The organism is Alloprevotella tannerae ATCC 51259 (genome assembly GCF_000159995.1).
GTDB lineage: Bacteria > Bacteroidota > Bacteroidia > Bacteroidales > Bacteroidaceae > Alloprevotella > Alloprevotella tannerae.
The window spans coordinates 227,812-252,626 of record NZ_GG700643.1 but is presented as its reverse complement, the minus strand read 5'-3'; the positions used below and the strand labels follow the sequence as shown (position 1 = coordinate 252,626).

At 47.1% G+C, this 24,815-nt stretch carries 15 protein-coding genes and 2 tRNA genes; 5 read left to right on the top strand and 12 right to left on the bottom strand.

Annotated elements, in window-relative coordinates; translation table 11 throughout:
• Positions 1-18: 18 nt before the first annotated feature.
• The 5 genes from GCWU000325_RS11015 to GCWU000325_RS07035 all read left to right on the top strand — a co-directional run bounded on the left by GCWU000325_RS11015 (position 19) and on the right by GCWU000325_RS07035 (position 9,208).
• Positions 19-3,828 carry a DUF4922 domain-containing protein gene (locus GCWU000325_RS11015; protein WP_006255650.1) on the top strand — a complete coding sequence of 1,270 codons (3,810 nt, stop codon included), beginning with the start codon at positions 19-21 and terminating at the stop codon, positions 3,826-3,828.
• Complete coding sequence (locus GCWU000325_RS07055; protein WP_006255649.1) at positions 3,828-5,111, top strand: MFS transporter; 1,284 nt, start codon at positions 3,828-3,830, stop codon at positions 5,109-5,111. The genes GCWU000325_RS11015 and GCWU000325_RS07055 overlap by 1 nt, the downstream gene beginning before the upstream one ends.
• Positions 5,112-5,888: 777 nt before the next feature.
• The gene (serC, locus tag GCWU000325_RS07045) at positions 5,889-6,956 is read left to right on the top strand and encodes a 3-phosphoserine/phosphohydroxythreonine transaminase (RefSeq protein WP_006255647.1); all 1,068 of its coding nucleotides are present in this window, start codon (positions 5,889-5,891) and stop codon (positions 6,954-6,956) included.
• A gap of 73 nt (positions 6,957-7,029) precedes the next feature.
• The gene (locus GCWU000325_RS07040) at positions 7,030-7,950 is read left to right on the top strand and encodes an NAD(P)-dependent oxidoreductase (RefSeq protein ID WP_006255646.1); all 921 of its coding nucleotides are present in this window, start codon (positions 7,030-7,032) and stop codon (positions 7,948-7,950) included.
• Between the two features lie 10 nt (positions 7,951-7,960).
• The gene (locus GCWU000325_RS07035; protein WP_006255645.1) at positions 7,961-9,208 is read left to right on the top strand and encodes a DUF1015 domain-containing protein; all 1,248 of its coding nucleotides are present in this window, start codon (positions 7,961-7,963) and stop codon (positions 9,206-9,208) included.
• A gap of 145 nt (positions 9,209-9,353) precedes the next feature.
• Here the strand turns inward: GCWU000325_RS07035 and GCWU000325_RS07030 are convergent, their stop codons facing one another.
• From GCWU000325_RS07030 to pgeF, 12 genes are all read right to left on the bottom strand, one after another.
• Positions 9,354-9,992: an HD domain-containing protein gene (locus tag GCWU000325_RS07030; protein ID WP_006255644.1), complete on the bottom strand. Its 639-nt coding sequence runs from the start codon at positions 9,990-9,992 to the stop codon at positions 9,354-9,356.
• 69 nt (positions 9,993-10,061) lie between these two features.
• Positions 10,062-10,133, bottom strand: a tRNA-Glu gene (locus tag GCWU000325_RS07025).
• A 12-nt stretch (positions 10,134-10,145) separates the two neighbouring features.
• A tRNA-Ser gene (locus GCWU000325_RS07020) sits at positions 10,146-10,232 on the bottom strand.
• 357 nt (positions 10,233-10,589) lie between these two features.
• Entirely contained in the window at positions 10,590-11,630 is a 1,041-nt protein-coding gene (locus tag GCWU000325_RS07015; RefSeq protein ID WP_006255643.1) for an aminotransferase class I/II-fold pyridoxal phosphate-dependent enzyme, read from the bottom strand.
• Positions 11,631-11,713: 83 nt separating this feature from the next.
• Positions 11,714-14,935: a carbamoyl-phosphate synthase (glutamine-hydrolyzing) large subunit gene (carB, locus tag GCWU000325_RS07010; protein ID WP_006255642.1), complete on the bottom strand. Its 3,222-nt coding sequence runs from the start codon at positions 14,933-14,935 to the stop codon at positions 11,714-11,716.
• Between the two features lie 11 nt (positions 14,936-14,946).
• Positions 14,947-16,044: a glutamine-hydrolyzing carbamoyl-phosphate synthase small subunit gene (gene carA / locus GCWU000325_RS07005; protein ID WP_006255641.1), complete on the bottom strand. Its 1,098-nt coding sequence runs from the start codon at positions 16,042-16,044 to the stop codon at positions 14,947-14,949.
• Positions 16,045-16,078: 34 nt separating this feature from the next.
• Complete coding sequence (locus GCWU000325_RS07000) at positions 16,079-17,986, bottom strand: amidophosphoribosyltransferase (protein WP_040599478.1); 1,908 nt, start codon at positions 17,984-17,986, stop codon at positions 16,079-16,081.
• Positions 17,987-18,169: 183 nt separating this feature from the next.
• Entirely contained in the window at positions 18,170-20,122 is a 1,953-nt protein-coding gene (locus GCWU000325_RS06995; protein ID WP_006255639.1) for an Omp28-related outer membrane protein, read from the bottom strand.
• Between the two features lie 695 nt (positions 20,123-20,817).
• Positions 20,818-21,384, bottom strand: a complete 567-nt coding sequence (locus tag GCWU000325_RS06990; protein WP_006255636.1) for a 5'-methylthioadenosine/S-adenosylhomocysteine nucleosidase family protein — start codon at positions 21,382-21,384, stop codon at positions 20,818-20,820.
• Positions 21,381-23,024 carry a dipeptidase gene (locus GCWU000325_RS06985; protein ID WP_040599476.1) on the bottom strand — a complete coding sequence of 548 codons (1,644 nt, stop codon included), beginning with the start codon at positions 23,022-23,024 and terminating at the stop codon, positions 21,381-21,383. The genes GCWU000325_RS06990 and GCWU000325_RS06985 overlap by 4 nt, the downstream gene beginning before the upstream one ends.
• Positions 23,025-23,038: 14 nt before the next feature.
• Positions 23,039-23,890, bottom strand: a complete 852-nt coding sequence (gene nadC, locus GCWU000325_RS06980) for a carboxylating nicotinate-nucleotide diphosphorylase (RefSeq protein ID WP_006255634.1) — start codon at positions 23,888-23,890, stop codon at positions 23,039-23,041.
• A gap of 136 nt (positions 23,891-24,026) precedes the next feature.
• Positions 24,027-24,806 carry a peptidoglycan editing factor PgeF gene (gene pgeF, locus GCWU000325_RS06975; RefSeq protein WP_006255633.1) on the bottom strand — a complete coding sequence of 260 codons (780 nt, stop codon included), beginning with the start codon at positions 24,804-24,806 and terminating at the stop codon, positions 24,027-24,029.
• Positions 24,807-24,815: the final 9 nt, after the last annotated feature.

Genomic DNA, 24,815 nt, shown 5'->3' with positions numbered 1-24,815 from the left:
CGATAAAATGAAAGTAAAATGATGCCGAATCCGGATTTCTTTATCGTAGACGAAGCTCTTAGTGCTGCAGAGGCTAACCTTTGCGAGCATCATCCTCGCGTGAATCGCTTAATCCGTCTAATCCCGCAAGAGAAGACGAAAGCTGCAGCGCCGAATGCGCACTACTTGAAAGCAGATGCGTTAGGTAGCACTGCCCTCTTGCAGCGCATTGCCCGCATGACGACAAGTCCATACACCTTATTATATCTATCTCCCAAAGAGCTAACTTTATCCTATCGTTGCATCGAGCGCTTGCTGCAAACTGCAGAAGCGACAAAGGCCGCTATGGTTTACTCAGATCGCTACGATGGCACAGCAGCCCACCCCGTACTAGATTATCAGGCAGGAAGTCTGCGAGACGATTTCGACTTTGGCGAGTTGCTACTGGTTCGTACGGATCTCTTGCAAAAATTTGCACAAGAAGAACACCACTATAAATATGCCGGACTCTACGCCTTACGTCTCTTCTTAAGCAGACACGGAAACTTGTACCATTTACGCGAATTGCTCTACACCTCGTGCGAAACAGACAACCGCAAGAGCGGAGAGAAGCAATTCGACTACGTTGCGCCGCACAATAGAGCTGTCCAACTTGAATGCGAAGCCGCTTGTACAGCCCACTTGAAAGCTATCGGCGGCTATTTGGCGCCTGATGAATATGAAGCATTACCTGCTATTGACGCCGCTGACTATCCTGTTACTGCTTCTGTCATTATTCCGGTGCGCAACCGCGTGAAAACTATTGCGGACGCCATAGGAAGCGTCTTGTCGCAGCAGACAAATTTTGATTATAATATTATTGTCGTCGACAATCACTCTGATGACGGTACAACGGACGCCATTGCAGCTTTCTCAAAAGATCCTCGCGTCGTCCATCTCGTTCCCTCGCGCAAGGATTTAGGAATCGGCGGTTGCTGGGATTGGGCTATCCGCGACGAACACTGCGGCTGCTATGCCGTTCAGTTAGACTCCGACGATCTTTATAGCGGCCCTGATGTTTTGCAGCGCATTATAGAGACCTTCCAAACGCAAGAAGTGGCGATGGTCATCGGCGCTTATCGTATGGTAAACTTCCAATTGCAAACGCTACCTCCGGGCTTGATCGATCATAAAGAGTGGACGGACGACAACGGACGCAACAATGCTTTACGCATCAACGGCCTTGGTGCGCCGCGTGCTTTCCGCACGGACATCTTGCGGCAAATTGGTTTCCCCAACACTTCTTACGGAGAAGATTATGCGCTCGGACTGACCATTTCGCGCCGCTATCGTATCGGACGCATTTACGACGAACTCTATTTATGTCGACGCTGGGAGGGCAACTCTGATGCAGCGCTGAGCATCGATAAGGTTAATCGAAACAATGCGTATAAGGATATGCTACGCACCATAGAACTGACCGCCAGATGTAGGCGCAATGCGGCTTGGAATCACAAAGTAGCTGAAGAGGAACTACAAGCTTTTTTCCATGAACAATTAGCGTGTTGGCCCGAAACGGCGCAGCGATTTTCCGCACTGGAAACAGAAGTAAAAACGCGCGAGCTCACCACAGAAAACGAGGTACTTGCCGCACAATATAACCCGCGCAGAATGGCTTCGACCGGCGCACAACTCACAAAAGAAGCTTTAGCAGAACGCCCCTGCTTCTTGTGTAGCCAGAATAGGCCGAAAGCGCAAATGGTGTTACCAACTGACCGAACGCTCGAACTACTTATCAATCCCTTCCCTATCGTTCCGCAGCACCTCACGCTACCTACGCGCCATCATCGGCCGCAGGATCTAACAGCTTTATTGCCGGCTCTCTTTAATTTGGCTGAGCGTTGGCCTTCTTTCTTTCTATTATATAATGGTCCACGCAGTGGAGCATCAGCCCCAGACCACGCTCATTTACAAGCAGCTTTGCGCGGTTATGTACCCATTGAAAAAGATTGGACCAAATATGCCGGACGCTTAAAGAAAGTCTATCCTTTGTCGTCCGCCGAAGAATATAATCTGACCGAAGCCGGCTATTCAGCTGAAGCAGGTATTTATCTTCTGCGCGATTATGCTTGTCCCGCATTTGTACTGATAGACGAAAGTGCCGACAAGGGTTGCCACTTGCTGCAGCGCCTTTTAGCTTTGCTGCCTAAAGATAAGGGACAGAGTGAGCCGGACTTAAACTTACTGGTTTGGCAACAAGCTGCTACCACCTCCAAACCGGCACATACCGTGGCCGTCCTTTTTCCGCGCAAGAAGCACCGTCCGGAGGTTTACTTTGCTCAGGGCGCAGCGCAGCGAATCATATCTCCCGGCGCCATTGATATGGGTGGACTGATTATTACGCCGCGTGCGAAAGATTTTGAGGCTTTGACAGCGAAGGAGGCCACAACTATTTTACGCGAAGTGACACTCTCCGACAAAGAAGTGGCAGCCATCGCCAAGCGTCTCACGGATAAGCCCGCGGCCGCAGCGCGCACGGGAAAACTGGGCAAAAACATTATGCATTATAATGAATGTCCGAACGTCGCAGTCGGGATTCTGACGAGCGAACAAGTGACTTTCACGCTGAATATGCCGTATACGGCCAAGGGAAATGCCGTAGAAGGCGTACAGCACGTAGTTTATCGCGACGGCGGCATTTTATGGCAGGACAATATTTATAGTGAGCTGCGTTTTAAGCCCACACAGCAAGATGCCTCTTTCACATTAGAAGATGTAACGATCGGAGTAGACTTCCATTGGGAGCGCAAAGAGGCGCAAACCTTCCACGGAACTCTGCATTTGCTCGTAGATGAAGGAAAGATTGTCGTGATTAACGAAGTCGATGCTGAAGAATATTTAAAGAGCGTTATCAGTTCGGAGATGCGCTCCACGTCTTCTATGGAACTTCTAAAGGCTCACGCCGTCGTTTCCCGCAGTTGGCTCTTCTATCAGATGCAAGCGCGTCGAAGCAACCCGGAAAATGCCGGCGGTTTCTTCACCTTTACACGCAAAGAAAGCGAATATCTGCGTTGGTATGACCGCACAGATCACGCCTTGTTCGATGTTTGCGCCGATGATCATTGCCAACGCTATCAAGGCATAACGCGCCAGAGTTCGGCGGCAGTCGTAGAAGCTGTAGAAACGACGCGCGGCTGCGTACTCACATATGAAGATGTCTTGTGCGACGCCCGCTTCTCGAAGTGCTGCGGCGGAGCTTCTGAAAAGTTTTCCACGTGCTGGGGCGACGACGACTATCCTTATTTAGCGCCCATCAGAGACAGCAAAGATGAGACGCTGCCCGACTTAACGGAAGAGGCGCAAGCCGAAGCGTGGATCGCAGCATCGCCCGATGCCTTTTGCAATACGAAGGATCCGCGACTGATTCAGCAAGTATTAAATGACTATGATCAGGAAACGCCCGACTTCTATCGATGGACGACATCTTACCAGCAGGCCGAACTGGCTGATTTAATCAAGCAAAAGTCAGGCATTGACTTCGGTGCCATCAAAGCTCTTATCCCCGTAGAGCGCGGAGAGAGCGGACGCATCAAGCGTTTGCGCATCGTCGGGACGGAGAAAGAGATGACGATAGGCAAGGAATTGGAAATACGCCGTTTGCTCTCGCCCACACATCTTTATAGTTCTGCTTTCACGGTCTCCACTTCCGGCGAAGATGTGCCCCAAACCTTCACACTACGTGGCGCCGGCTGGGGACACGGTGTCGGTATGTGCCAAATAGGCGCTGCCGTGATGAGCGACAAGGGCTATTCCTACGACACCATACTCACTCATTATTATAAAGGAGCAAACATTAAGAAGATCTATTGATGGAAAATATAGCAGAAACCGAAGCAAAAGCGCGGCGCCGACAATCACCATGGAGCTGGGTACCCTCTTTATATTTCGCAGAAGGCATCCCTTACGTCATCGTAATGACAATTGCGGCGATTATGTACAAGCGACTCGGACTGAACAACGAAGAAATCACGCTCTACACCTCTTGGCTGTATCTCCCGTGGGTAATTAAGCCCTTCTGGAGTCCGGTTGTGGATTTGTTGAAGTCGAAACGCTGGTGGATTGTCGTGATGCAACTCATCCTGGGCGCATCTATGGCCGGTGTGGCTTTTACGATCAAAGTGCCCCACTTCGTACAGTGGACGCTCGTCTTTTTCTGGCTTATGGCTTTCAGTTCGGCCACACACGACATCGCGGCCGACGGCTTTTATATGCTGGCTTTAGAGGAACACGAGCAGAGTATGTTTGTCGGCGTGCGCAGCACCTTCTACCGCGTTGCCACCATCGCAGGGCAAGGCTTGCTCGTAATGTTTGCCGGGACAATGGAAGTATTTTATCGCAACCCATTCTCAGCCTGGATGGCCACATTCTTTGTCTGCACAGCCACCTTCCTGCTGCTTTTCTGCTATCATGCCTTTATGCTGCCGCACCCACGGCAAGACAGTTCCCGCCATCTGGAGTTGAAGGAGTTTGCCGCAACGTTTAAGTCTTTCTTCCTGAAGCCCCAGTTTCTTGTGGCCGTCATCTTTATGCTGCTATACCGTTTCCCCGAAGCATTGCTCATCAAGATCTGCCCACTTTTCATGCTCGACCCCGTAAGTAAAGGCGGCTTAGGTATGACGACGGCCGAAGTAGGCTTTGTACAGGGAACAGTAGGCGTCATCGGACTTCTGCTGGGTGGCATTTTGGGCGGCGTATTAGTAGCTTCCAAAGGCTTAAAGAAGATGTTGCTGCCAATGGTGCTGAGCATTACGCTCCCCCACGTTGTCTACATATTCCTGGCCTACTACCAAACCGAGAGTTTGGCCTTGATTAACATCAGCGTCTTCTTAGAACAGTTTGGCTACGGCTTTGGTTTCACAGCCTATATGCTCTATATGATGTATTTTTCGCAAGGCAAAAACACCACGGCCCACTATGCTTTTTGCACCGGCTTTATGGCTTTAAGTATGATGCTGCCCGGTCTGTTTGCCGGAGCGCTACAACAGGCCGTCGGCTATCTTAATTTCTTTATTATCGTCCTCTGCCTAACGCCACTGACTTTTATAGCAGCCGGCTTAATCAAAGTAGACGAGCATTACGGCAAAGGGAAATAAACGCCCTGCCGACTACAGACTTTTCGCCTCTGCTGTTGCCGTGCGATGTGCCGGAACGGTAGGGGCGAAAAGCCTATATGGGGATGCTGAGTTCAATCCTTCACTTCATTAGGCCGGTATTACGATCATCGCCCACTCCAACTCTTACGACTCTCATTTACCAGGAAGAAAATTGACCCGCTTATCTCTCGCCGAAACTTAGGCCGCAATAGACGGAATGTTAATCACAAAAGCACAAATCTTTCGACCACCCGACAAGCGCGGCGAAAAGAGGACTCAATTTCCTTATTTTCAGCAGTTCCAATCCATATTTCCCACTTATTCTTGCCTATCCGTCGATTGTTTGTTGGGGAGAAACTATCGTTTGGCGGCAGCAAACTATGGTTTGATGGGAGCAAACTATCGTTTGGTGCCACCAAACAAAACCCGTTCTTGCCGCCGACACACAACATCGCATCCACAGTATCGATTTTATGGATGAGAAGACAACTAATTTTCTGCTTCCGACCATAAAAACCAGCCTTACAACTCACACGAAAAGCCATAAAAAGACACATACAAAAGAATAAAGACTGCCCCACTGAATCTTTTCATTAGTTAACCGGGCAGGGGGAAACTGCAGCCGAATTTTGCTGTTTTTTTCTCATTTTAGCCTAAACTAAATGTGAGTTTTCGCTTTTTGTCGGATAAACTTGAAATATTCCCTTTGAAATTTGGCTACGCGTAGAAAACTCCCTATATTCGCTGCAGAAAACACACACTAATTACTCTAAAGATATGAAGAAGTACAATTTCGGTGCGGGTCCCTCAATTCTCCCGCAACAAGCAATGAAAGCTACAGCTGAGGCGTGCATTGACTTTAATGGCATCGGTCTTTCTTTGATGGAGATGAGCCACCGTAGCAAGGAATTTCAAGCTGTGATGGATGAAGCACAAGCTTTGATGAAAGAATTGCTCGGCGTTCCCGAAGGTTATAGCGTAATCTTCCTTGGTGGCGGTGCAAGCCTCGAATTCTGCATGGTTCCTTACAACTTCTTGGAGAAGAAAGCGGCTTATGTTAACACAGGCGTTTGGGCTACGAAAGCACAAAAGGAAGCTAAGCTCTTCGGCGAGGTTGTAGAAGTAGCTTCTTCTGCTGATAAGAATTTTACTTATGTACCCAAGGGCTACACCATCCCGACTGACGCTGATTATCTCCACATCACGACGAACAATACCATTTATGGTACGGAAATATTCACAGACATCGACTCTCCGATTCCTGTAATCGCTGACATGTCTTCTGACATTCTCTCTCGTCCGGTTGATGTCAGCAAATATACGATGATTTACGGCGGCGCACAGAAGAACCTGGCTATGGCCGGCGTTACTTTCGTTATCGTAAAGGATGATATGCTTGGCAAGGTAAGCCGCACGATCCCGACAATGCTCGACTATCGTACGCACCAGAAGAAGGGTTCTATGTTTAATACACCTCCTGTAATTCCTATCTACAGTGCAATGCAGACGCTGCGCTGGATCAAGCAAGAGGGTGGCGTGAAAGAGATGGATCGTCGCGCTTCTGAGCGTGCTGATTTACTCTACGCAGAAATCGATCGCAACAAGTTCTTCCGCGGAACAGCCGTTGCAGAAGACCGCAGCCGTATGAACATCTGCTTCGTAATGAACGATGAATACAAAGATTTGGAGGCTGAATTCCTTTCATTTGCTTTGGAAAATGGCATGTGGGGTCTTAAGGGCCACCGCGACGTAGGCGGCTTCCGCGCTTCTTGCTACAATGCAATGTCTGTAGAAGGCGTTAAAGCATTGATCGCTTGCATGCAGGAATTTGAAAAGAAACACTAAATCAAACATAGGAGCGGGAGGGGAAACAATGCCACCTCCTGCTCCTTTTACCCTAAGCAATTAGCATAAGACTATGAAAGTATTAGTTGCAACCCAAAAACCCTTCGCACCGGTAGCGGTAAAGGGCATCGAAGAGATTGTTAAAAAAGCAGGCTATGAATTTGCGCTGCTTGAAAAATATGCAGAGAAGGCTGAATTGTTGGAGGCCGTTAAGGATGTAAACGCTATCATCATCCGCTCTGACAAAATTGATGAAGAAGTTTTTGAACACGCACCCGAATTAAAGATCGTTGTGAGAGCCGGTGCAGGCTTCGACAACGTAGATTTGGCAGCTGCGACGAAGCACGGTGTAGTTGTGATGAACACGCCGGGCCAAAACTCCAACGCTGTGGCTGAATTGGTGTTCGGTATGCTGCTTTACACGGTACGTAATAGATTCAACGGAAAAGCAGGTACGGAGTTGATGGGCAAGAAGCTTGGTCTCTTGGCTTTCGGTAACGTTCCTCAAAACGTAGCACGCATTGCTAAAGGCCTCGGTATGGAAGTTTGCGCTTTCGACGGCTACATCCCGGCTGAAGTCTTCACGCAACACGGCGTTAAGCAAGTAAATACGCCCGCAGAACTCTTTAAGGAGTGCGATGTAGTCAGCTTGCACATCCCCTCAACGCCGGAAACGAGAAGAAGCATCAACAAAGAACTGCTCCTTTCTATGCCGAAGGGCGGTATTGTTGTGAACACCGCACGTCAAGATATTATTGACGAGGATGGATTGATAGAGGCTCTCCTCGAGCGTACAGACTTGCGCTACGTAAGCGACTTGATGTTAGAAAAACATGACGAAGCCGTAGACAAATTAGGCGACCGCTACTTCGCAACTCCCAAGAAGATGGGTGCACAAACGGCTGAAGCAAATATCAACGCAGGCCTCGCAGCAGCCAATCAAATCGTTGGCTTCTTCAAAGATGGTATCACTAAATTCCAAGTAAACAAATAAATCCTGAGCTATGCCAAGAGTTAAGCCTTTTAGAGGAGTTCGCCCTCCTCAAGCTTTGGTTGAAGAAGTAGAATCAAGACCCTACGACGTCCTTGACTCAGATGAAGCACGCGTAGAGGCAGGCAATAATGAGAAGTCTCTCTATCATATCATCAAGCCGGAAATCAACTTCCCCGAAGGAACGAGCGAATATGATCCTCGCGTTTACGAAAGTGGCGCAGATCAATTTAAGAAGTTCCAACAAGAGGGTTGGTTAGTGCAGGATAATGAAGAGAATTATTATCTCTATGCGCAGACGATGAACGGTAAAACACAATATGGTATCGTATTGTGCTGCCACGTGGATGATTACATGAACAATGTAATCAAAAAGCACGAGCTCACGCGTCGCGATAAGGAAGAGGATCGTATGAAGCACGTTCGCAATACGAATGCAAACATCGAGCCTGTTTTCCTTGCTTACAAGAGCAGCCAACCACTGATCGATTTGATCGACAGAACAGCGAAAGAGACTCCAGTTTATGATTTCGTAGCGCCGATTGATCATTTCCGTCATCAATTCTGGGTGATTGCAGATCCGAAAGATAAGGAGGTAATCACGACTGAATTTGATAAGATGGATGCTTTGTATATTGCCGATGGTCACCACCGCAGCGCTGCTGCTGCATTGGTTGGCGCTGAACGCGCAAAGCAGAACCCGAACAATACGGGCAATGAGGAGTACAACTTCTACATGGCCGTTTGCTTCCCGGCAGAACAGCTGACGATCTTAGACTACAACCGCGTAGTTAAAGATTTGAACGGCTTGACAAAGGATGAGTTCTTGAAAGCTTTAGGTAAGAACTTCATTGTTGAGGATATGGGCACGGAGAACTATCGTCCGAAGAAGTTGCACGAATTCTCTGCTTATTTAGAAGGACATTGGTATCGCTTAGAGGCAAAAGAGGGAACATTCAACCCGAACGATCCTATCGGCGTGCTTGATGTTGACATTTCTTCTCGTCTGATTTTGGATGAAATCTTAGGCATTACAGACCTTCGTGGCGACAAACGCATTGACTTCGTCGGTGGTTTGCGCGGCTTGGAGGAGCTAAAGCGCCGTGTGGACAATGGCGAGATGAAGTTTGCTTTAGCTTTGTATCCCGTGACAATGGAACAAATTATGAACATTGCCGATTCAGGTAAGATTATGCCGCCTAAGGCGACGTGGTTCGAACCAAAATTGCGTAGTGGTCTCGTTATCCACAAATTGGATTAATACGCTATTATTATAGATAAAGAGAGAGGGCAGCGAAATCGCTGCCCTCTCTTCGTATAATATCATTTGCAGAGGCTTTATTCTGTCAGCAACTGTGGTTGTTTATAGTTAAACCGTTTAAGCAGCCAAAAAAACAAGCAAAGCTCTATTTCCATTGCGTCGTTGTCTCCAAACAGTTGGAACTTAAGAAGTCGGCTGCGTGCAGAAGAGCCACCAGCGGAGACTTTTCCAGCGCTGCGCGGAAAGAAAAACGCATACTGCTCCCTTGCTCTCCCATATCAAACATACCCATATGCCAACGAATGGCAAGCAACTCCTCACGCGTCAAGTGCAAATACCAATTGATGATAAAGCAGGACTTCTCGCCGTGCCCAAAAGGAAAGTCGTCTTGAATCTCAAAGCTCGGATAAGTAACCCAACGCCCCTCGTCATCCTTTTTCCATTTTTCTGCTTTATGATAAAGTTTGATTTTACATAAATCGTGGAACAAGGCACAGATGGCGATACTTTCTTCTGCAATCTCTTTCGTAAAATTAGCTTTGCCCTCGTCAAGCGCCGGCTGCAGCACAGCCTGATTCAGCCGTAGCGCAGTATGAAAGACATTCATCGAATGCAGACACAAACCGCCTTCTTCGTTCAAATGAAAATTTGTAGATGAAGGAGCAGTGTAAAAGTCTGACTGTTCCAAATACGAAAGCAACTCTTCCAGTCCCTTTCGCTTAATATAGCGATGGCAAAGATCTATAAACTCGGCTTTATGCTTTTGTATTTCCTCGTTGTTCATAGTAAATATAGCAAGATGAATTGAGCTTTACATCCTAACAAAAAAGGAGAGAACTATTCTCTCCTTTTGTAGCGCCTACGGGAATCGAACCCGTATACCATGCGTGAGAGGCATGTATCCTAACCGTTAGATGAAAGCGCCATAATCGTTTCGCGGAAGCTGGGGGATTCGAACCCCCGGTACGGAAGACCGTACGTCAGTTTAGCAAACTGGTGGTTTCAGCCACTCACCCAAACTTCCTTTCCACACTTCCTTTGAAATGCGGTGCAAAGATAGCGTTTATTCCTTATGCATCCAAACTTTTGTGAGAAAAAGGATGAGACTTTGTACGAAAACAAGCAAGTAAGTGGAAAATACGCTCACGGGCGTACACCTTTTTCCTCGTGAGCGCACACGCGTACGCTCGTGATGGTACAAGCTTACGCTCACGATAAAAATAGGAATAGTTGGCACTTCATAAGAAAAACATAGAACCCCACTTCTCTAAAATGCGTTTAAAAGCTGTACGTTCCGTGTCTTAGTTTACGCACCCTTTGCTCTGCTTGACCTGTGCCAAGTCATTACGCAGCACTTGCCTATCAGACGCGAAAAAAGTCCTTACGACCGATACGTGCGTAAAGCACCCAACAGAGCAACATTCTCATTGGGTAAGCCAACCGTGATACGCAGAAAATCGTGTTGTGGAAATAGTTGTGGTAAAAACAAGACTTTTATGCCACGTGCTTTTAGATAAGCATGCAACTTTTCCGCCTCGCTTGTACGTATTAAAACAAAATTGGCTTCAGAGGGATATACTTTTTCGCAAAAAGGCAACAATTGGAGTGCCGGAATAAGTCTTCCGCGTTCTTCTATTATTTGTTGTGTCCACTTATGTGCATCAACGGGGCGGGAAAGTATCTGCAAGGTTTGCGTAACCGTTGGTGTATTGATGCCTTGAGGGGCAGCTATCTGTTGTAAATAGTTGATTAATTCGGGAACGCCGTAAGCTACGTAAAGATTTAAGCCGGCTGAGGCCCACGCATACGAGAATGTCTGAATGATAACTGCATTGGAATACTCTTCTATCGCGGGCAACAGCGTTTTTTGCGAAGAGAAGTCGATATAAGATTCGTCAATAAGAACTATTCCCTCAAACTGCGCCAAAAGTTTTACAATCTCTTTAGGATCAAAACAGAGGCCTGAGATATCGTTGGGACTGCAAAGGTAGATGAGTTTCGTATGTTCGTCACACGCAGCTAAGACACTATCAGCTGAAAAGCAGAATTGCTCCCCTAAATTTATGGTTAGACAAGTGATATTGTGCCATGCTGCTTGCCGGCTAACAAGCGGAGAGGAAGGTGCTGCAACGACTATGTTATCAAGACTTGGCGCACAAAATAAGCGCAAGAAGAGGCTAAACAGATGGTCTAATCCTTCTGTGGCGAAAATGCAATCTTGCCGTATTTTTCTTTGGCGACTGAGGGCTTCATAGAGTCGCGAGGCCCGCTTTTCCGGGAAACGATTGTTGGGCGTATTGTATGGACTCTCATTGTTGTAGAGCAAGACCTTTGCTTTGGGGGTTTCTGGCGCCTGCGCTTTAGTCTCCGACTCCAATAGTTGGTGGATATGCGGGAGCAGTAGTTGCTGTAGCTTTTTCATATACGTCAGTCCTTTTAAAAAACACGTACTGCGGCTTGGAGTCTAGGAGACTCCGAGTCGCAGTACAGATGCATGCTATAATTTTAATATTCTTGCCAGCACTTTATGTCGAGTTCATCTACAGAAAGCGTACAGAAAGCATATATAAATGCACTCGCCAAGCGGGCATTTGTGATGAGCGGAATATTTAAGTCGACAGCCGAGCGGCGAATCTTGTAACCGTTGGTCACCTCACTACCCGATTGGTTCTTAGGAACGTTGACAACGAAATCAATCTCCTTGCTGTGGAGTAAATCCAAGGCTTGTGGCGTGCCTTCTTCGTTAGGCCAGAAAACGCGCGTGCTTTCTATGCCGTTTTCGGTAAGATAGCTGTGTGTGCCTTTTGTTGCATAAAGTTTGTAGCCCTTTTCTGCCAACAATTTGGAGGCCATCAGCATATCCGCCTTCTGCTTTCCGTTGCCGGTAGACAGCAGGATGCCTTTCTTGGGAATTCGTTGTCCGACGGAAAGTAAGCTCTTGATCAAAGCCGCACGAGCATCTTCGCCTAAACATCCTACTTCGCCCGTACTTACCATATCCACACCGAGTACAGGATTTGCATTTTGTAGTCGATTAAACGAGAATTGACTGGCCTTAACGCCGACATAATCTAAATCGAACAGGTTCTTGGCGGGCTTTTCTACGGGAAGTCCCAGCATAACTTTTGTAGCCAATTCGATAAGGTCTATCTTCAATACTTTACTTACGAAGGGGAAACTACGGGAAGCTCTAAGATTGCACTCAATTACTTTGATGTCATTCTCTCGAGCAAGGAACTGTATATTGAACGGACCGCTGATGTGTAGCTCTTTAGCAATCTCTCGCGAGATGCGTTTAACACGTCTTACCGTCTCAACATAGAGTTTCTGCGGCGGAAATTGGATGGTTGCGTCTCCTGAATGGACACCGGCAAACTCAACATGCTCGCTGATGGCATAAGCCAAAATCTCACCGTCTTTAGCCACAGCATCCATCTCAATTTCTTTGGCGTGGAGCAAGAAACGGGAAACTACGACCGGATGCTTCTGGGAGACATTGGCAGCCAACTGCAAGAAATGCTCTAATTCTTCGTGGTTAGAGCAAACGTTCATGGCTGCCCCCGAAAGAACATAAGAAGGCCTTACCAAAACGGGGAAACCCACCTTTTCAATAAAGGCGTTGATATCGTCCATCGTCGTCAGTGCGCTCCACTCCGGCTGGTCTACGCCGATACGCCCTAACATTGCGGAAAATTTTTCACGATCTTCTGCATTGTCGATATACTTAGCCGGCGTACCTAAAATAGGTACGTTTTGCGCATCAAGCCGCATGGCTAAGTTGTTAGGAATCTGCCCGCCGGTAGAAACAATGACGCCGTAAGGAGATTCGAGTTCGAGAATGTCCATCACGCGCTCGAAAGTCAGTTCATCGAAGTACAAGCGGTCGCACATATCATAATCCGTAGAAACAGTCTCCGGATTATAATTGATCATAATGCTCTTAAAACCATTCTTGCGAATCGTATTGAGCGCTTGCACGCCGCACCAGTCAAACTCAACAGAGCTACCAATGCGATAAGCTCCGGAGCCTAGAACAACAACCGAGCGTCGATCATATTCTAAGGCGATGTCGTGCGCTACACCGCTGTAAGTCAGATACAAATAATTCGTCTGCGCAGGATATTCTGCTGCCAGTGTATCTATTTGTTTGATATATGGTACAATGCCTGCTGCTTTACGCCTACCGCGCACAACAAGCATTGCTTTGTCCATATCGTCATATTCTTTCTCTAAACCAACGGCTCTGGCTATTTGGAAATCTGTGAAGCCTTCGCACTTTGCTTTGTACAATAACTCATTTGAGAGGTTATTGATGCTACCACAAGCTTTTATAGCTCGGTTTGTATGGAAAATACGCTCAAGTTTGTGGAGGAACCATCGGTCGATTTTGGTCAATTCGTGGATTTCCTCTACACTCATCCCATCAAAGAATGCCTTTTCAATGACTAAGATGCGCTTGTCGGTAGGTGCCGAGAGGCTTTGTCGGATATCATCAATCGTGATCTCTTTATTGCCCACAAAGCCGTGGAGGCCTTGTCCGATCATTCTGATTCCTTTCTGAATGGCTTCTTCAAATGTTCTGCCGATGGCCATAACTTCGCCGACAGACTTCATACTGGAGCCTAATTCGCGAGTGACGCCGTGGAATTTACCCAAGTCCCAACGAGGAATTTTGCAGACCACGTAGTCGAGGGCCGGCTCAAAGAATGCACTTGTCGTCTTCGTTACCGAATTTTTCAGTTCAAACAAACCATACCCTAAGCCCAATTTAGCTGCGACAAAAGCCAAAGGATAGCCGGTCGCTTTTGAGGCTAATGCAGAAGAGCGACTCAGGCGAGCATTCACCTCAATGACTCTATAATCTTCTGAATAAGGATCAAAAGCATATTGCACATTACACTCACCAACAATGCCTATGTGGCGAACAATCTTAATACTCAGTGCGCGTAATTTATGATATTCGGCATTTGACAGGGTCTGGGACGGAGCAATTACGATACTTTCTCCCGTATGGATACCAAGCGGGTCGAAATTTTCCATATTGCAGACCGTAATGCAATTATCGAACTTGTCGCGCACGACTTCGTATTCGATCTCTTTCCAACCCTTCAAACTTTTTTCTACTAACACTTGCGGCGAAAAAGAGAAGGCCTTTTCAGCAATCTTATTCAGCTCATCCTCGTTGTCGCAAAAACCTGAACCCAATCCGCCTAATGCATAAGCAGCTCGAATGATGACCGGATAGCCTAGGTCGTGCGCTGCTTTACGCGCATCTTCAATGGTTTCGCAAGCTTCACTCTTGATCGTTTTGATGTCGATCTCATTTAGTTTATCTACAAATAGTTCTCTATCTTCCGTGTCCATAATGGCTTGAACAGGAGTACCAAGAACCTTGAGGTTGTATTTGTCTAAAATCCCCGCGCGGAATAATTCCACGCCACAATTAAGAGCAGTTTGTCCACCAAAAGCTAACATAATACCCTGCGGCTGCTCTTTTTGTATCACCTTTTCTACAAAATATGGAGTGACCGGAAGGAAATAAATTCTATCTGCAACCCCGTCGCTCGTCTGTACCGTGGCTATATTAGGGTTAATCAGAACCGTTTCGATCCCCTCTTCTTTCAACGCTTTAAGCGCTTGTGAGCCGGAATAATCAAATTCGCCCGCTTCCCCGATCTTCAGAGCGCCGGAACCTAACAATAGTACTTTGTGAATTGCATCATTCATAGTCGGATCATTTATAATAGTTGGACGAATTCGTCAAAAAGGAACTCAGTATCGAGAGGCCCGCTGCAGGCTTCCGGGTGAAATTGCGCACTTAACCAAGGATTATGTTTGTGGCGCACGCCCTCATTAGAATCATCATTCATATTAACAAAGAGAGCTTCCCAATCTTGTGGTAAAGTCTTTGTGTCTACTGCGTATCCATGGTTTTGGCTTGTAATGAAACACTGCGTTGTGCCCACTCTGCGAACGGGCTGATTATGTCCTCGATGGCCATACTTTAATTTGTATATGCTTGCGCCAGCAGCTTTTGAAAGTAATTGATTACCCATACATATACCCATACAGGGCTTCACGTCGCTTTTACCCAAAAATTTCCGGATATTATCAACTGTTCGCTCGCAAGTATCCGGATCACCAGGTCCATTAGCTAAGAACAAACCATCAAACTCCAACGCATTGAAGTCATAATCCCAAGGCACTCTAACAACTTCAATGTTTCGCTGAAGCAGGCAACGGATAATATTGTGCTTAACGCCGCAATCAACAAGCACAGCGCGCTTTCCTGCCCCCTCATTATATTTAATGACTTCTGAGCATGATACTTTTTCCACATAATTTACGCCCTCATATTGTGCGGAGGGCACATCACTAATAGTATCTTCTGACTCAATCTTTCCAAGCATTACGCCGTGCTCACGTAAAACTTTTGTAAGTTCACGTGTGTCAACGCCCGTAATGGCTGGAATCTTTTCACGCCGTAACCAGTCTGACAAGCTTTCAACAGCATTCCAATGAGAATAGTCCTCACTATAGTCGCATACGACAAGCCCTGAGATATGAATGTGTTCACTTTCCATAAAAGTTGCCATGCCGTCCTGCCTCATTGTAAAAGGAGGAACGCCATAATTTCCTGCCAGCGGGAAAGTCAACACCAATATCTGACCGGCATAAGACGGATCTGTTAAACTTTCCGGATAGCCTGTCATTGCCGTATTGAAGACAACTTCTCCGGCAACAGGTACTTCATAGCCGAAAGATTGTCCGCAAAAGGTTGTGCCGTCACTTAATGTTAGCGTTGCACGTCTTCTATTATTTATTGTGTGTGCCATTACTTTGAGCGTTGGGATTGTTAGTTGTCTATCTTTACAGATTAAACTGCTTTTGGTTGAGTTGGGCCTCATTGCGTTCATAGAAGTTAATGAAAGCCTGATTTACGCGCATTCGACCACCGGGTGTGGGATAATGACCTGAAAAATACCAGTCACCGGGCGCCAATGGGCAAGCTTTGTGTAAGCCTTCAAGCGTCTGGTAAACGATATGTATTTCAGTCTGTACGCCTTCAGGGCGCAGCAGTTCGGCAGTTTTTTTACTAATTTCGTCACCTGAGCATTCAGCATAGAGTTCGCGCACATACTCTTCCATTTCCTCTTTCGGCCGCCCTTCCTGTTCTTTGCAACGTTTGTAAACGGAGCGAATGATATCTTCTTTGCCGTGCTGTTTGAGCAAGGCAATAATAGCGCGAAACGAAATAAACTCGCCCAAGTCCGGCATATCAATACCATAGAAGTCAGGATAACGCACTTGGGGCGAAGCGCTAACAATCACGATCCGTTTTGGATGTAGCCGATCAAGAATGCGAATAACGCTTTCCCGCAATGTCGTACCGCGCACTATACTGTCGTCTATAATAACCAAGTTGTCTTTATAGGCAACAAGACTTTCATACGTAATATCATAGACGTGGGCGGCTAAATCCTTTCTGCTATTGCCCTCGGCTATAAACGTGCGGAGCTTAATATCTTTCCATGCCACCTTTTCTGAGCGCACACGGCGCGAGAGAATACGCCTCAGCTCTTCAGGCTGTGGGTGACCGCCGAGCAACTCTATATCCTTTATTTTTTGTTCGTTCAGATATTCATTAAAGCCTTGTACAAGACCAAAAAAAGAGGCTTCTGCTGTATTGGGAATATACGAAATGACCGTATTGTCCAATTCTCCATTAATGGCTTTCAATACCGGGTTAACTAATCTACGCCCCATCTCCTTGCGCTCACGATAAATATCGCAGTCAGAGCCACGACTGAAATACACGTGTTCAAAAGAACAAGCGTGATATCCACGTTGCGGCAAAATTTGTTCAAGGCGCATTTCGCCATTCTCGCGCATCAAGATTGCCTGACCGGGCGTTAGTTCGTGGATATCATCCACCTCCAAGTCAAACGTTGTCTGGAGCACGGGACGTTCCGAAGCTACGGCCAAGAACTCATCATTCATATACCAGAAGCAAGGGCGAATGCCCCAAGGATCGCGCATTGTAAAGCACTCTCCCGACCCCGTAACGCCCATAATCGCATAACCGCCGTCCCATACAGGAGCAGCAGACTTCAATATATTGGCTACGTCTATATTCTCTTCAATATAGCGCGTAATATCCGTATTTTTAAGCCCTTTACTCTTTGCCTCGACATAACAACGCTCACTTTCGCGATCCAGCCGATGGCCCAGCTGCTCCAAAAGAATATACGTATCTGACATCATACGCGGATGTTGCCCCTTGGTAGCAATCGAGCCGAAAATCTCCGGCACGTTAGTCATATTAAAGTTTGCGCAGATGCAAAGATTCTTCGCACGCCAATTAGATCGCCTCAAAAACGGATGCACATATGACAAACCACTCTTTCCGGTTGTTGAGTAGCGCAAATGCCCCATATAGATTTCGCCGGCATAGGGCAGGTGATGCGTGATGTAGTTAATATCTTGTGTTTGCTCCGGCGTATATTTTTGCAGCTTTTCTTTGACATTTTCAAAGATAGCTTCGATACCACCGGCACCCAGGGCTCTTTCGCGGAAGATAAACTCTTCGCCGGGCACTGCGTGCATCTTTAGGCAGGCAAGGCCCGCGCCTTCTTGTCCGCGATTATGCTGTTTCTCCATCATAAGATAGAGTTTATTCAGTCCATACGTCCAAGAACCATACTTCTGCTGAAAATAAGAGAGGGGTTTGCGCAATCTAATCATTGCGACGCCACATTCATGTTTTAGGGGTTCCATCATTTGATCCGCTATGTGCGTGCGAAGTTACGCCAAATCGCAGTAAAAGCAAAAGGTTTTTCTTATTTATTCAGCGCAGTGGCGTCTCTTTTACAAAAAAGCCCCGAAGCTTCGCTATGAAGCTTCGGGGAAAGTGAGAGACGGAGGGAGAAACCCGTCTTATAGTTCAGAGATTCTTATTCCTTATTTTACAAGAACCTTAACCGTCGTGCCGTCAGACATCTTCACGATGTTGATACCGGCTTGCGGTTCGTTGATACGACGGCCGTCGATCGTGTAGCGTGCTACTTCCTTAATGTTTTCAGAAGCAATCACACCGTTTACGCCAAGAACATCTTTTACAGGAGCCTTTACAGCATTAACAACCTTGCCTTGTGCATCCAGTAAGAATGCAATCACGTGCATCTTCTCTACATTGATGGCTTTGCGAAGCGGTTGCTTCGTCGGCAATGCCAAAGTATAAGAGTTCTTCACAACGTTGTTCTCAGTCAAAGCAGGAAGATCAACAGCAGCGCCGGAGAAAGAAGAAGCGATAGCTACATCATCAAATACGCCCTTGAACATTTTTTGACCAAACTCGCCACCCTTACCATAAGGTTTCATATCATCCGGCAGGCGGTTTTGATCAAACTGAGCATAGTTGTTAGCTTGTTTCCAAGCGTTTTCATCGCCAGTGAGGCCGTCAGCCGTTAAGACGTAAGCAAGCTTAAAATTGCCTGATACCAAAGGCTCAATAGTTGCCTCAGCTGTTACCTTCTCAGTTGCCTTATCATATACACCCGTAAGCGTGATACCTACGAAAGGAAGCACAGTAAGTTCCTTACGGAAGTCGTCTGCGATATCCTCACCTGTGCCATAATAGGGATCCATAACCTGGCCACGATTGAGGCGGCAACTAGGAGCACCTTCGAGGCCCACGTTCCTGTCGTAAGAGATTGACATCGGGTCTGATTGATTGAAGTTATGGAGGGCAACGCCTGCAAACTTTTCGCCGAAGGTCTTAGCCATTTTAGCCATACCGGCCATACCGCGCGGACACCAAGGACAACCGGTACCGGTAAATTCTTCAACCAAGACTGCACGCGGAAGTTCTTTCGACAAGACGACCAATTGACCTTTAGCCGTTTTGACCGCAGCCTCATTGGCAACGCCGTTAATCTTGGTAATCGTAATAACCTTCTCTTTAGTGCCTAAAGTTGCATCCGGATCCAAAGTGACAGCAACCTTTGTAGTGCCACCATACACTTTATAAGGCTGTGCAAGCGTTACGTGCTTCTCTGCGCCAACAGTGCCATCAGTAGTTACCGTGTAATCGAAATCAGTAATACCGGCAGAACCTGCATTTACCATAGAAAGCTCAAACTCTTTTGCTTTACCAAGTAAGGTTGTCAGCATACCGAAGTCCATCGGCTGCACAGCATTTTGCGTGAATTCACCCTCTACAAGTACTTGCATCGCTAACAAGCCAAACTTATCATCCTTGAAATCGCCCCAATCTTTTACGGATTTAGATGTGCGGAGGAAAATAGAGCCTTTAATACCCTTACCATCTCCGGTTACAATTGGGAAATTCAAGCCATCAGATTTTGTAGACGTTACGGTAAAGCTGACACCAACGTATACACCGGCGCTTGTCACTTCATAAGGAGCATCTAGCTTAATGTCGTTGACTTTACCTAACTTTTTTTGCCCTTCATCGCCTGCATTCAGATCTGCCGTATTCAAATCTTTCACTACCTCGGCTTTAGAAACATTCGCCGGCAAAGTTTTGGATAGCCAAACTTTCACATCCTTGAGGCCGCTCTTATCGCGAAGATAAAAGCGAACAGCGTGAATTTTTTTACCAACCACAACCGGGTTATCAGGCGTGATTTGGATAGCCAAGTCGTAAGTCTCTGCATTCTGCACACCCAAGCCGCTGCGGTCATTTCCCGGCGTATAATGGCCCCACCATATTTGGTTAGCAGCCGGATCGAGCTTTAACGTCGGGGCCTGTGCTTGCGTGCTGTTAGCAACAGTAGGGAATGTCGGCATAGGACTGCGCTGTAACACTTGCGCATCAGCAGTCATTGCAAAAGTAGACCAAGAAAGGGCCAGAGCTGCAAGGAAAGCTTTTGTAGTACTCTTGTAATTCATAATAATTTGGTTTTAGTTTGCTTGTCAGACCTTCAAGCTTCATACTCTCCCATAGTAGTAGTCTAAAGATCCAATAGCCGGATTATGTTTTTAAAGTTTTTCTCGCGTTATGTTGTCACCGTATTGTTAATGAGTGGTAGCCCATCAAGATGCAGGCTCTCGGAAGCAAAATTAGACATAACGCACGAAAAGAACAAGAGCCTCGATGTTTTTTTATTGATAATCCCATAAAATACCAACCTCTACCTTGCTCTTCCGTGCTCTGCTCAAAAGAAATAGCCCATCTCTGCTCTGCTAAAAAGGCTCGACCAAAGGCCGGCAAGTCCATTTCATCTTATTGAGAGCAACGGCCTAGCGTCGTGCAACAATGCCAACAACGCGAAAAATTGCAGCACAAACTGTAATTTTAATCAACAGACTTCCAGACAGAAGATGTCGGGCTAAGCCCACCATTACTCCACTTCCTCATTGTTTGCTCCCGCCAAACGATAATTTGCCCCCGCCAAACTATGGTTTGCTCCCACCAAACGATAGTATGGCTGCACCAAACAATAGTCAAAATCAAAGGGAACACCTCAAATATAGCAGCGCATCGCTAAATATTCTGTCGCTTTTACCGGAAATAAGCCAACAGCAAGCCCCGCACCTCAGCTTTAACAGCCGGAATGCGGGGCTTGCTCATTGATATATGGCTATCAGCCTAAATATGTTTTGAAATAGTCGGCCAAAGCTGTGCGCGCATCAGCCAGTTTATCTTCCCAATGCTTCATCGAATTGGCGCCGATCTTATCCGTTATATATTTTACGGACTGAAAGGGAATGCCCATTTCGCGGCAAACCAAGGCTTCGGCAAAGGCTTCCATATCTACGGCTGCGCCATTGACGGCATCAGCGGCCGTAACAAAATCATCGCCGGTATTGACGATAAAAGCGTCGGTCGTGACTTGGCCTTCGACAATTGAGGGCAATGACAGCAGAGGCGTAGTCTGAACTTCGGACGAGATACTCGTGAAATTTTGCTTTGCACTGTCGCGATCAATGAAGTGTGTGGCAGAGAAAATATCTCCCACGCTGTAGGCTAAGGTGCCGGCGGTGCCCACATTCAACACGAAATCGGGCTGCAACTCGAAGATAGCCTTCGTCAGGCGAAAAGCGGCCTGCACTTTGGTGATCTTCGTTAGAATTGTGTGTACCTCAAAGCCGGGAATGCTTACGGGGACTACTTCTTCTTGGAGCGCAAACGCTACGATGGCTTTTTTCATTGTGCCGGAAGCAGATATTTATCGCCCGTTTGGTCGACAATAACTTTTCTGTATGAATCGGGATAGCCCACACGCTGAACGCGAGCAGGAAGTCCTTCTTTCGTACGCAGGTATTGTCCGTCTTTACGAGGCTTTACAGCCATATCGTTAAACTCTACGATCAAACGTTCGCCGAGGGCTTTCCACGCCGTCAGCATTTTTGCGCCGCGCTCTGCGGAATAGTCGGTCAGATAACGAACAGCCTCAGCCGGATTCGTTTTGTATAAACCTACAGCCTTAGCTTCTACCTCGGGCTGCTTTGCGCTTAGATCTTTGTCGAGCCCGTCGCGCACTTCTTTTACAACGGGAAAGAGGTGATTATAGCGAGGATAGGTCATGTTAGAAACCCAATTGCAAACCCAAAAGGCCGACTTCCAAGAGAAGGTGCAGCCATCGGCGCCCGGAGCATCGAAGCACTCGGGCACGGACGTGTTCCGGCAATAAATCGGTGTGTAGCTAATCATGTTAGGATCGTCGCTACCGTACCAAAGTATGCCACCCACGGCGTCGGGAAACCATCCGCGTATCTGGGCAATGTATGTATCGGCTGTCTGCTGCGTAGAAATGGGGCGCTCATTGAAATATTTTTTGCCGTTATAGGTAAATTCGAGCGGTGTGGGGCGATATGGCATTTCCCCGGGACTCATTCCGCAATCTTTTTGCACGTCGAAAGGCGTGCCTTCGTAATGATCGCGCATACCATCCATAATATCTTGGCGAGAAAGCAAACGCTTCGGCTTAAAATAGAGGGGGAAGGGCTCAGCCTTGCCGATGTGCATACCATCAACATAGTCTAAGTATTTGTCCATACCGTCTACAAAGCGATTGAAGAAGCTCCAAGCGCGCGCGTCGCAAAAGCGAACGGCACCAAAATCGGCCGGTGAGAAGGCATTGGCAAAAGAGAAGTCGGCGTCTTTGCCGGTAAAGTAGCCGTGTTTGCGTGCATAGCTGATCACGTCCTTGGCATAGATGACGTTCTTCTTATCGTATTGCAGGAATTTATGGATTCTGCTCTGATTGGCATGCGCTGCAATGCAGTCGTCAGGAATACGAACGGCCACCCAAAGTGCGCCTTTCTCGTTAGGACCTTTGCCGACCATCTCCATCAACCAAAGTTCGTTCTTGTCGGCAATAGAGAAAGACTCGCCACTGCTGGCGTAACCATATTTTTCTACCAAACCGGTCATCACGCTGATGGCCTCGCGCGCCGTTTTAGCACGTTGCAAGGCGATGCGCATAAGACTTACATAATCAAGAACGCCCTTCGGGTCTACGAGTTCAGGACGTCCGCCGAAGGTTGACTCCATCACGGCTACTTGATATTCGTTGATGTAACCTTGAACTGCATACGTCTCGGGTACTTCCGGGATCTCGCCCAAGTAACGGTTGGAATCTCCATCGATGATCTTGCGCATTGCGCCCTTCGGATGCTTAGCGTGGGGCAGGTAAATCAGATGCCCGTACATACCGTAGTCGTCGGCGTTGTAGGAAATAAACGTTGAGCCATCAGTAGTGGCTTTCTTGCCGACAAGAAAACTTGTGCAGGCATAACTTGATGCTGCTATAAAGGCAGCAAAAAGGGTCAGGAATACTTTTTTCATAGTACAATGAATCATTAATCAATTGCTTTAAAAGACATATCCAATCCTTTTACGGAATGGGTCAACGCGCCGACGGAAATATAATCAACTCCGCAAAGCGCATAGGAGCGAATGGTCTGCAAAGTAATACCGCCACTCGATTCTGTCTCGAACTTGCCGTCGATGAGTTTGACTGCCTTTTCGGTAGCTTCGACACTGAAGTTATCAAGCATAATGCGGTCGGCCTTACCATTGCTCATAACTTGCCGAATCTCATCTTCGCTGCGCACTTCTATCTCTACTTTCAGGTGCAATCCTTTTTCTCGCTGATAGGCTTCGCAACGGTTGAGCGCCTGATCAATACCTCCGCAGAAATCCACGTGATTATCTTTTAAGAGAATCATATCGAAAAGACCGATGCGATGGTTGACGCCACCGCCGATCCGGACGGCCTCTTTCTCCAGCATACGCAAACCGGGAGTAGTCTTACGCGTATCGAGCACTTTTGCGTGCGTGCCTTCAAGCTGCCGCACATATTCACGCGTCATCGTGGCGATGCCGCTCATTCGCTGCATCACGTTCAGCATAAGTCTTTCCGTCTGCAACAGGCTTCGAATTTTACCGGATACAACCATTGGCACGTCGCCGGGCTTTACCGTTGCGCCGTCTTCCAAACTTGTCGTTACCTCCAACGCGGGGTCAAATTTGCGGAAGATTTCTTTAGCTATACGGAGTCCGGCCAATACACCTTCTTCTTTGATCAGCAGGCGAGACTTTCCCATCGCTGTTTCCTGAATGCAGCAAAGCGTCGTATGATCGCCGTCACCAATATCTTCGGAGAAGGCAAGATCTATGAGTTTGTCGTTAAGTTGTTCTACTGAATACATAATAATAAATACGTTCGGTGTCTTATTTTCTTATCAGACTTGCAAATATATGAATTTTTACGAAAGCGCGGCTTTCTTGCTACGAAGAACTTGCACGCGAGTTTCGTTTTGTGGTGAAAAGCTTATACCTATTCGTTTATAAGAGTAAAATACCGGTAAATAAGCGGCCGGAATCGATACCCAAGCGACGGGCTGAAAAATATTCTTCGTGGTTTTGATAAGTACAAATGCCTGCTACTTGAATATTTTCTAAAGGAACGCCGGCCTTATCAAGGAGATAGTGGTTCGTACCCCAAAGATCTATATACCATTTATCTTGTTGCGGGTAAGCGAAATCTTGCATCGGAAACCCTGCCTCGCAAAAGGCGTCATAAACTTCCTGTCCTACTTGAAAGACGGGTTGAGAAATGCTCGGCCCAATCACGACTTTTACGTCCTCCGCCCGCGTTTGAAACGATGAAAAGAGCGTTTCTAAAGTTTTGGAGACGATCTTCTTCACCGTGCCTCGCCAACCGGCGTGAACAGCTGCTACAACGCGCTGCTTCTGATCAAAGAGCAAAATCGGCACACAGTCAGCCGTAGAGACGCCGATGCACGTATGGCGCTGCCGGGTAATAAGTGCATCGACACCCTCCAAAGCCGCAGTGCGTTGTTGGGAAGAAAGTGCGAAAAAGGGCTCATCAATAATCAGCGAGGCATCGTTATGCACTTGATGCGGCAAGATTAGGCGCTCTTCTTCTATATTTAATTGTGCACAAAGCCGGTCTTTATTTTCCTTGACGTGTGCCGGCGAATCACCGCAATAAGGATTGAGATTAAAACGTCCGTAATTGCCCTCGCTCACACCCCCATTTCGGGTTGTTGTAAAAGCAACCACGTCTTTGTCTATCGCATATTTTAATAAGGGAATAGGCATAAATACTGC

Excerpts from the sequence above, each read along its gene's own strand:
- GCWU000325_RS11015 (WP_006255650.1), top strand. The coding sequence starts at position 19 with ATGATGCCGAATCCGGATTTCTTTATCGTAGACGAAGCTCTTAGTGCT.
- GCWU000325_RS07055 (WP_006255649.1), top strand. The coding sequence starts at position 3,828 with ATGGAAAATATAGCAGAAACCGAAGCAAAAGCGCGGCGCCGACAATCA.
- serC (WP_006255647.1), top strand. The coding sequence starts at position 5,889 with ATGAAGAAGTACAATTTCGGTGCGGGTCCCTCAATTCTCCCGCAACAA.
- GCWU000325_RS07040 (WP_006255646.1), top strand. The coding sequence starts at position 7,030 with ATGAAAGTATTAGTTGCAACCCAAAAACCCTTCGCACCGGTAGCGGTA.
- GCWU000325_RS07035 (WP_006255645.1), top strand. The coding sequence starts at position 7,961 with ATGCCAAGAGTTAAGCCTTTTAGAGGAGTTCGCCCTCCTCAAGCTTTG.
- GCWU000325_RS07030 (WP_006255644.1), bottom strand. The coding sequence starts at position 9,992 with ATGAACAACGAGGAAATACAAAAGCATAAAGCCGAGTTTATAGATCTT.
- GCWU000325_RS07015 (WP_006255643.1), bottom strand. The coding sequence starts at position 11,630 with ATGAAAAAGCTACAGCAACTACTGCTCCCGCATATCCACCAACTATTG.
- carB (WP_006255642.1), bottom strand. The coding sequence starts at position 14,935 with ATGAATGATGCAATTCACAAAGTACTATTGTTAGGTTCCGGCGCTCTG.
- carA (WP_006255641.1), bottom strand. The coding sequence starts at position 16,044 with ATGGCACACACAATAAATAATAGAAGACGTGCAACGCTAACATTAAGT.
- GCWU000325_RS07000 (WP_040599478.1), bottom strand. The coding sequence starts at position 17,986 with ATGGAACCCCTAAAACATGAATGTGGCGTCGCAATGATTAGATTGCGC.
- GCWU000325_RS06995 (WP_006255639.1), bottom strand. The coding sequence starts at position 20,122 with ATGAATTACAAGAGTACTACAAAAGCTTTCCTTGCAGCTCTGGCCCTT.
- GCWU000325_RS06990 (WP_006255636.1), bottom strand. The coding sequence starts at position 21,384 with ATGAAAAAAGCCATCGTAGCGTTTGCGCTCCAAGAAGAAGTAGTCCCC.
- GCWU000325_RS06985 (WP_040599476.1), bottom strand. The coding sequence starts at position 23,024 with ATGAAAAAAGTATTCCTGACCCTTTTTGCTGCCTTTATAGCAGCATCA.
- nadC (WP_006255634.1), bottom strand. The coding sequence starts at position 23,890 with ATGTATTCAGTAGAACAACTTAACGACAAACTCATAGATCTTGCCTTC.
- pgeF (WP_006255633.1), bottom strand. The coding sequence starts at position 24,806 with ATGCCTATTCCCTTATTAAAATATGCGATAGACAAAGACGTGGTTGCT.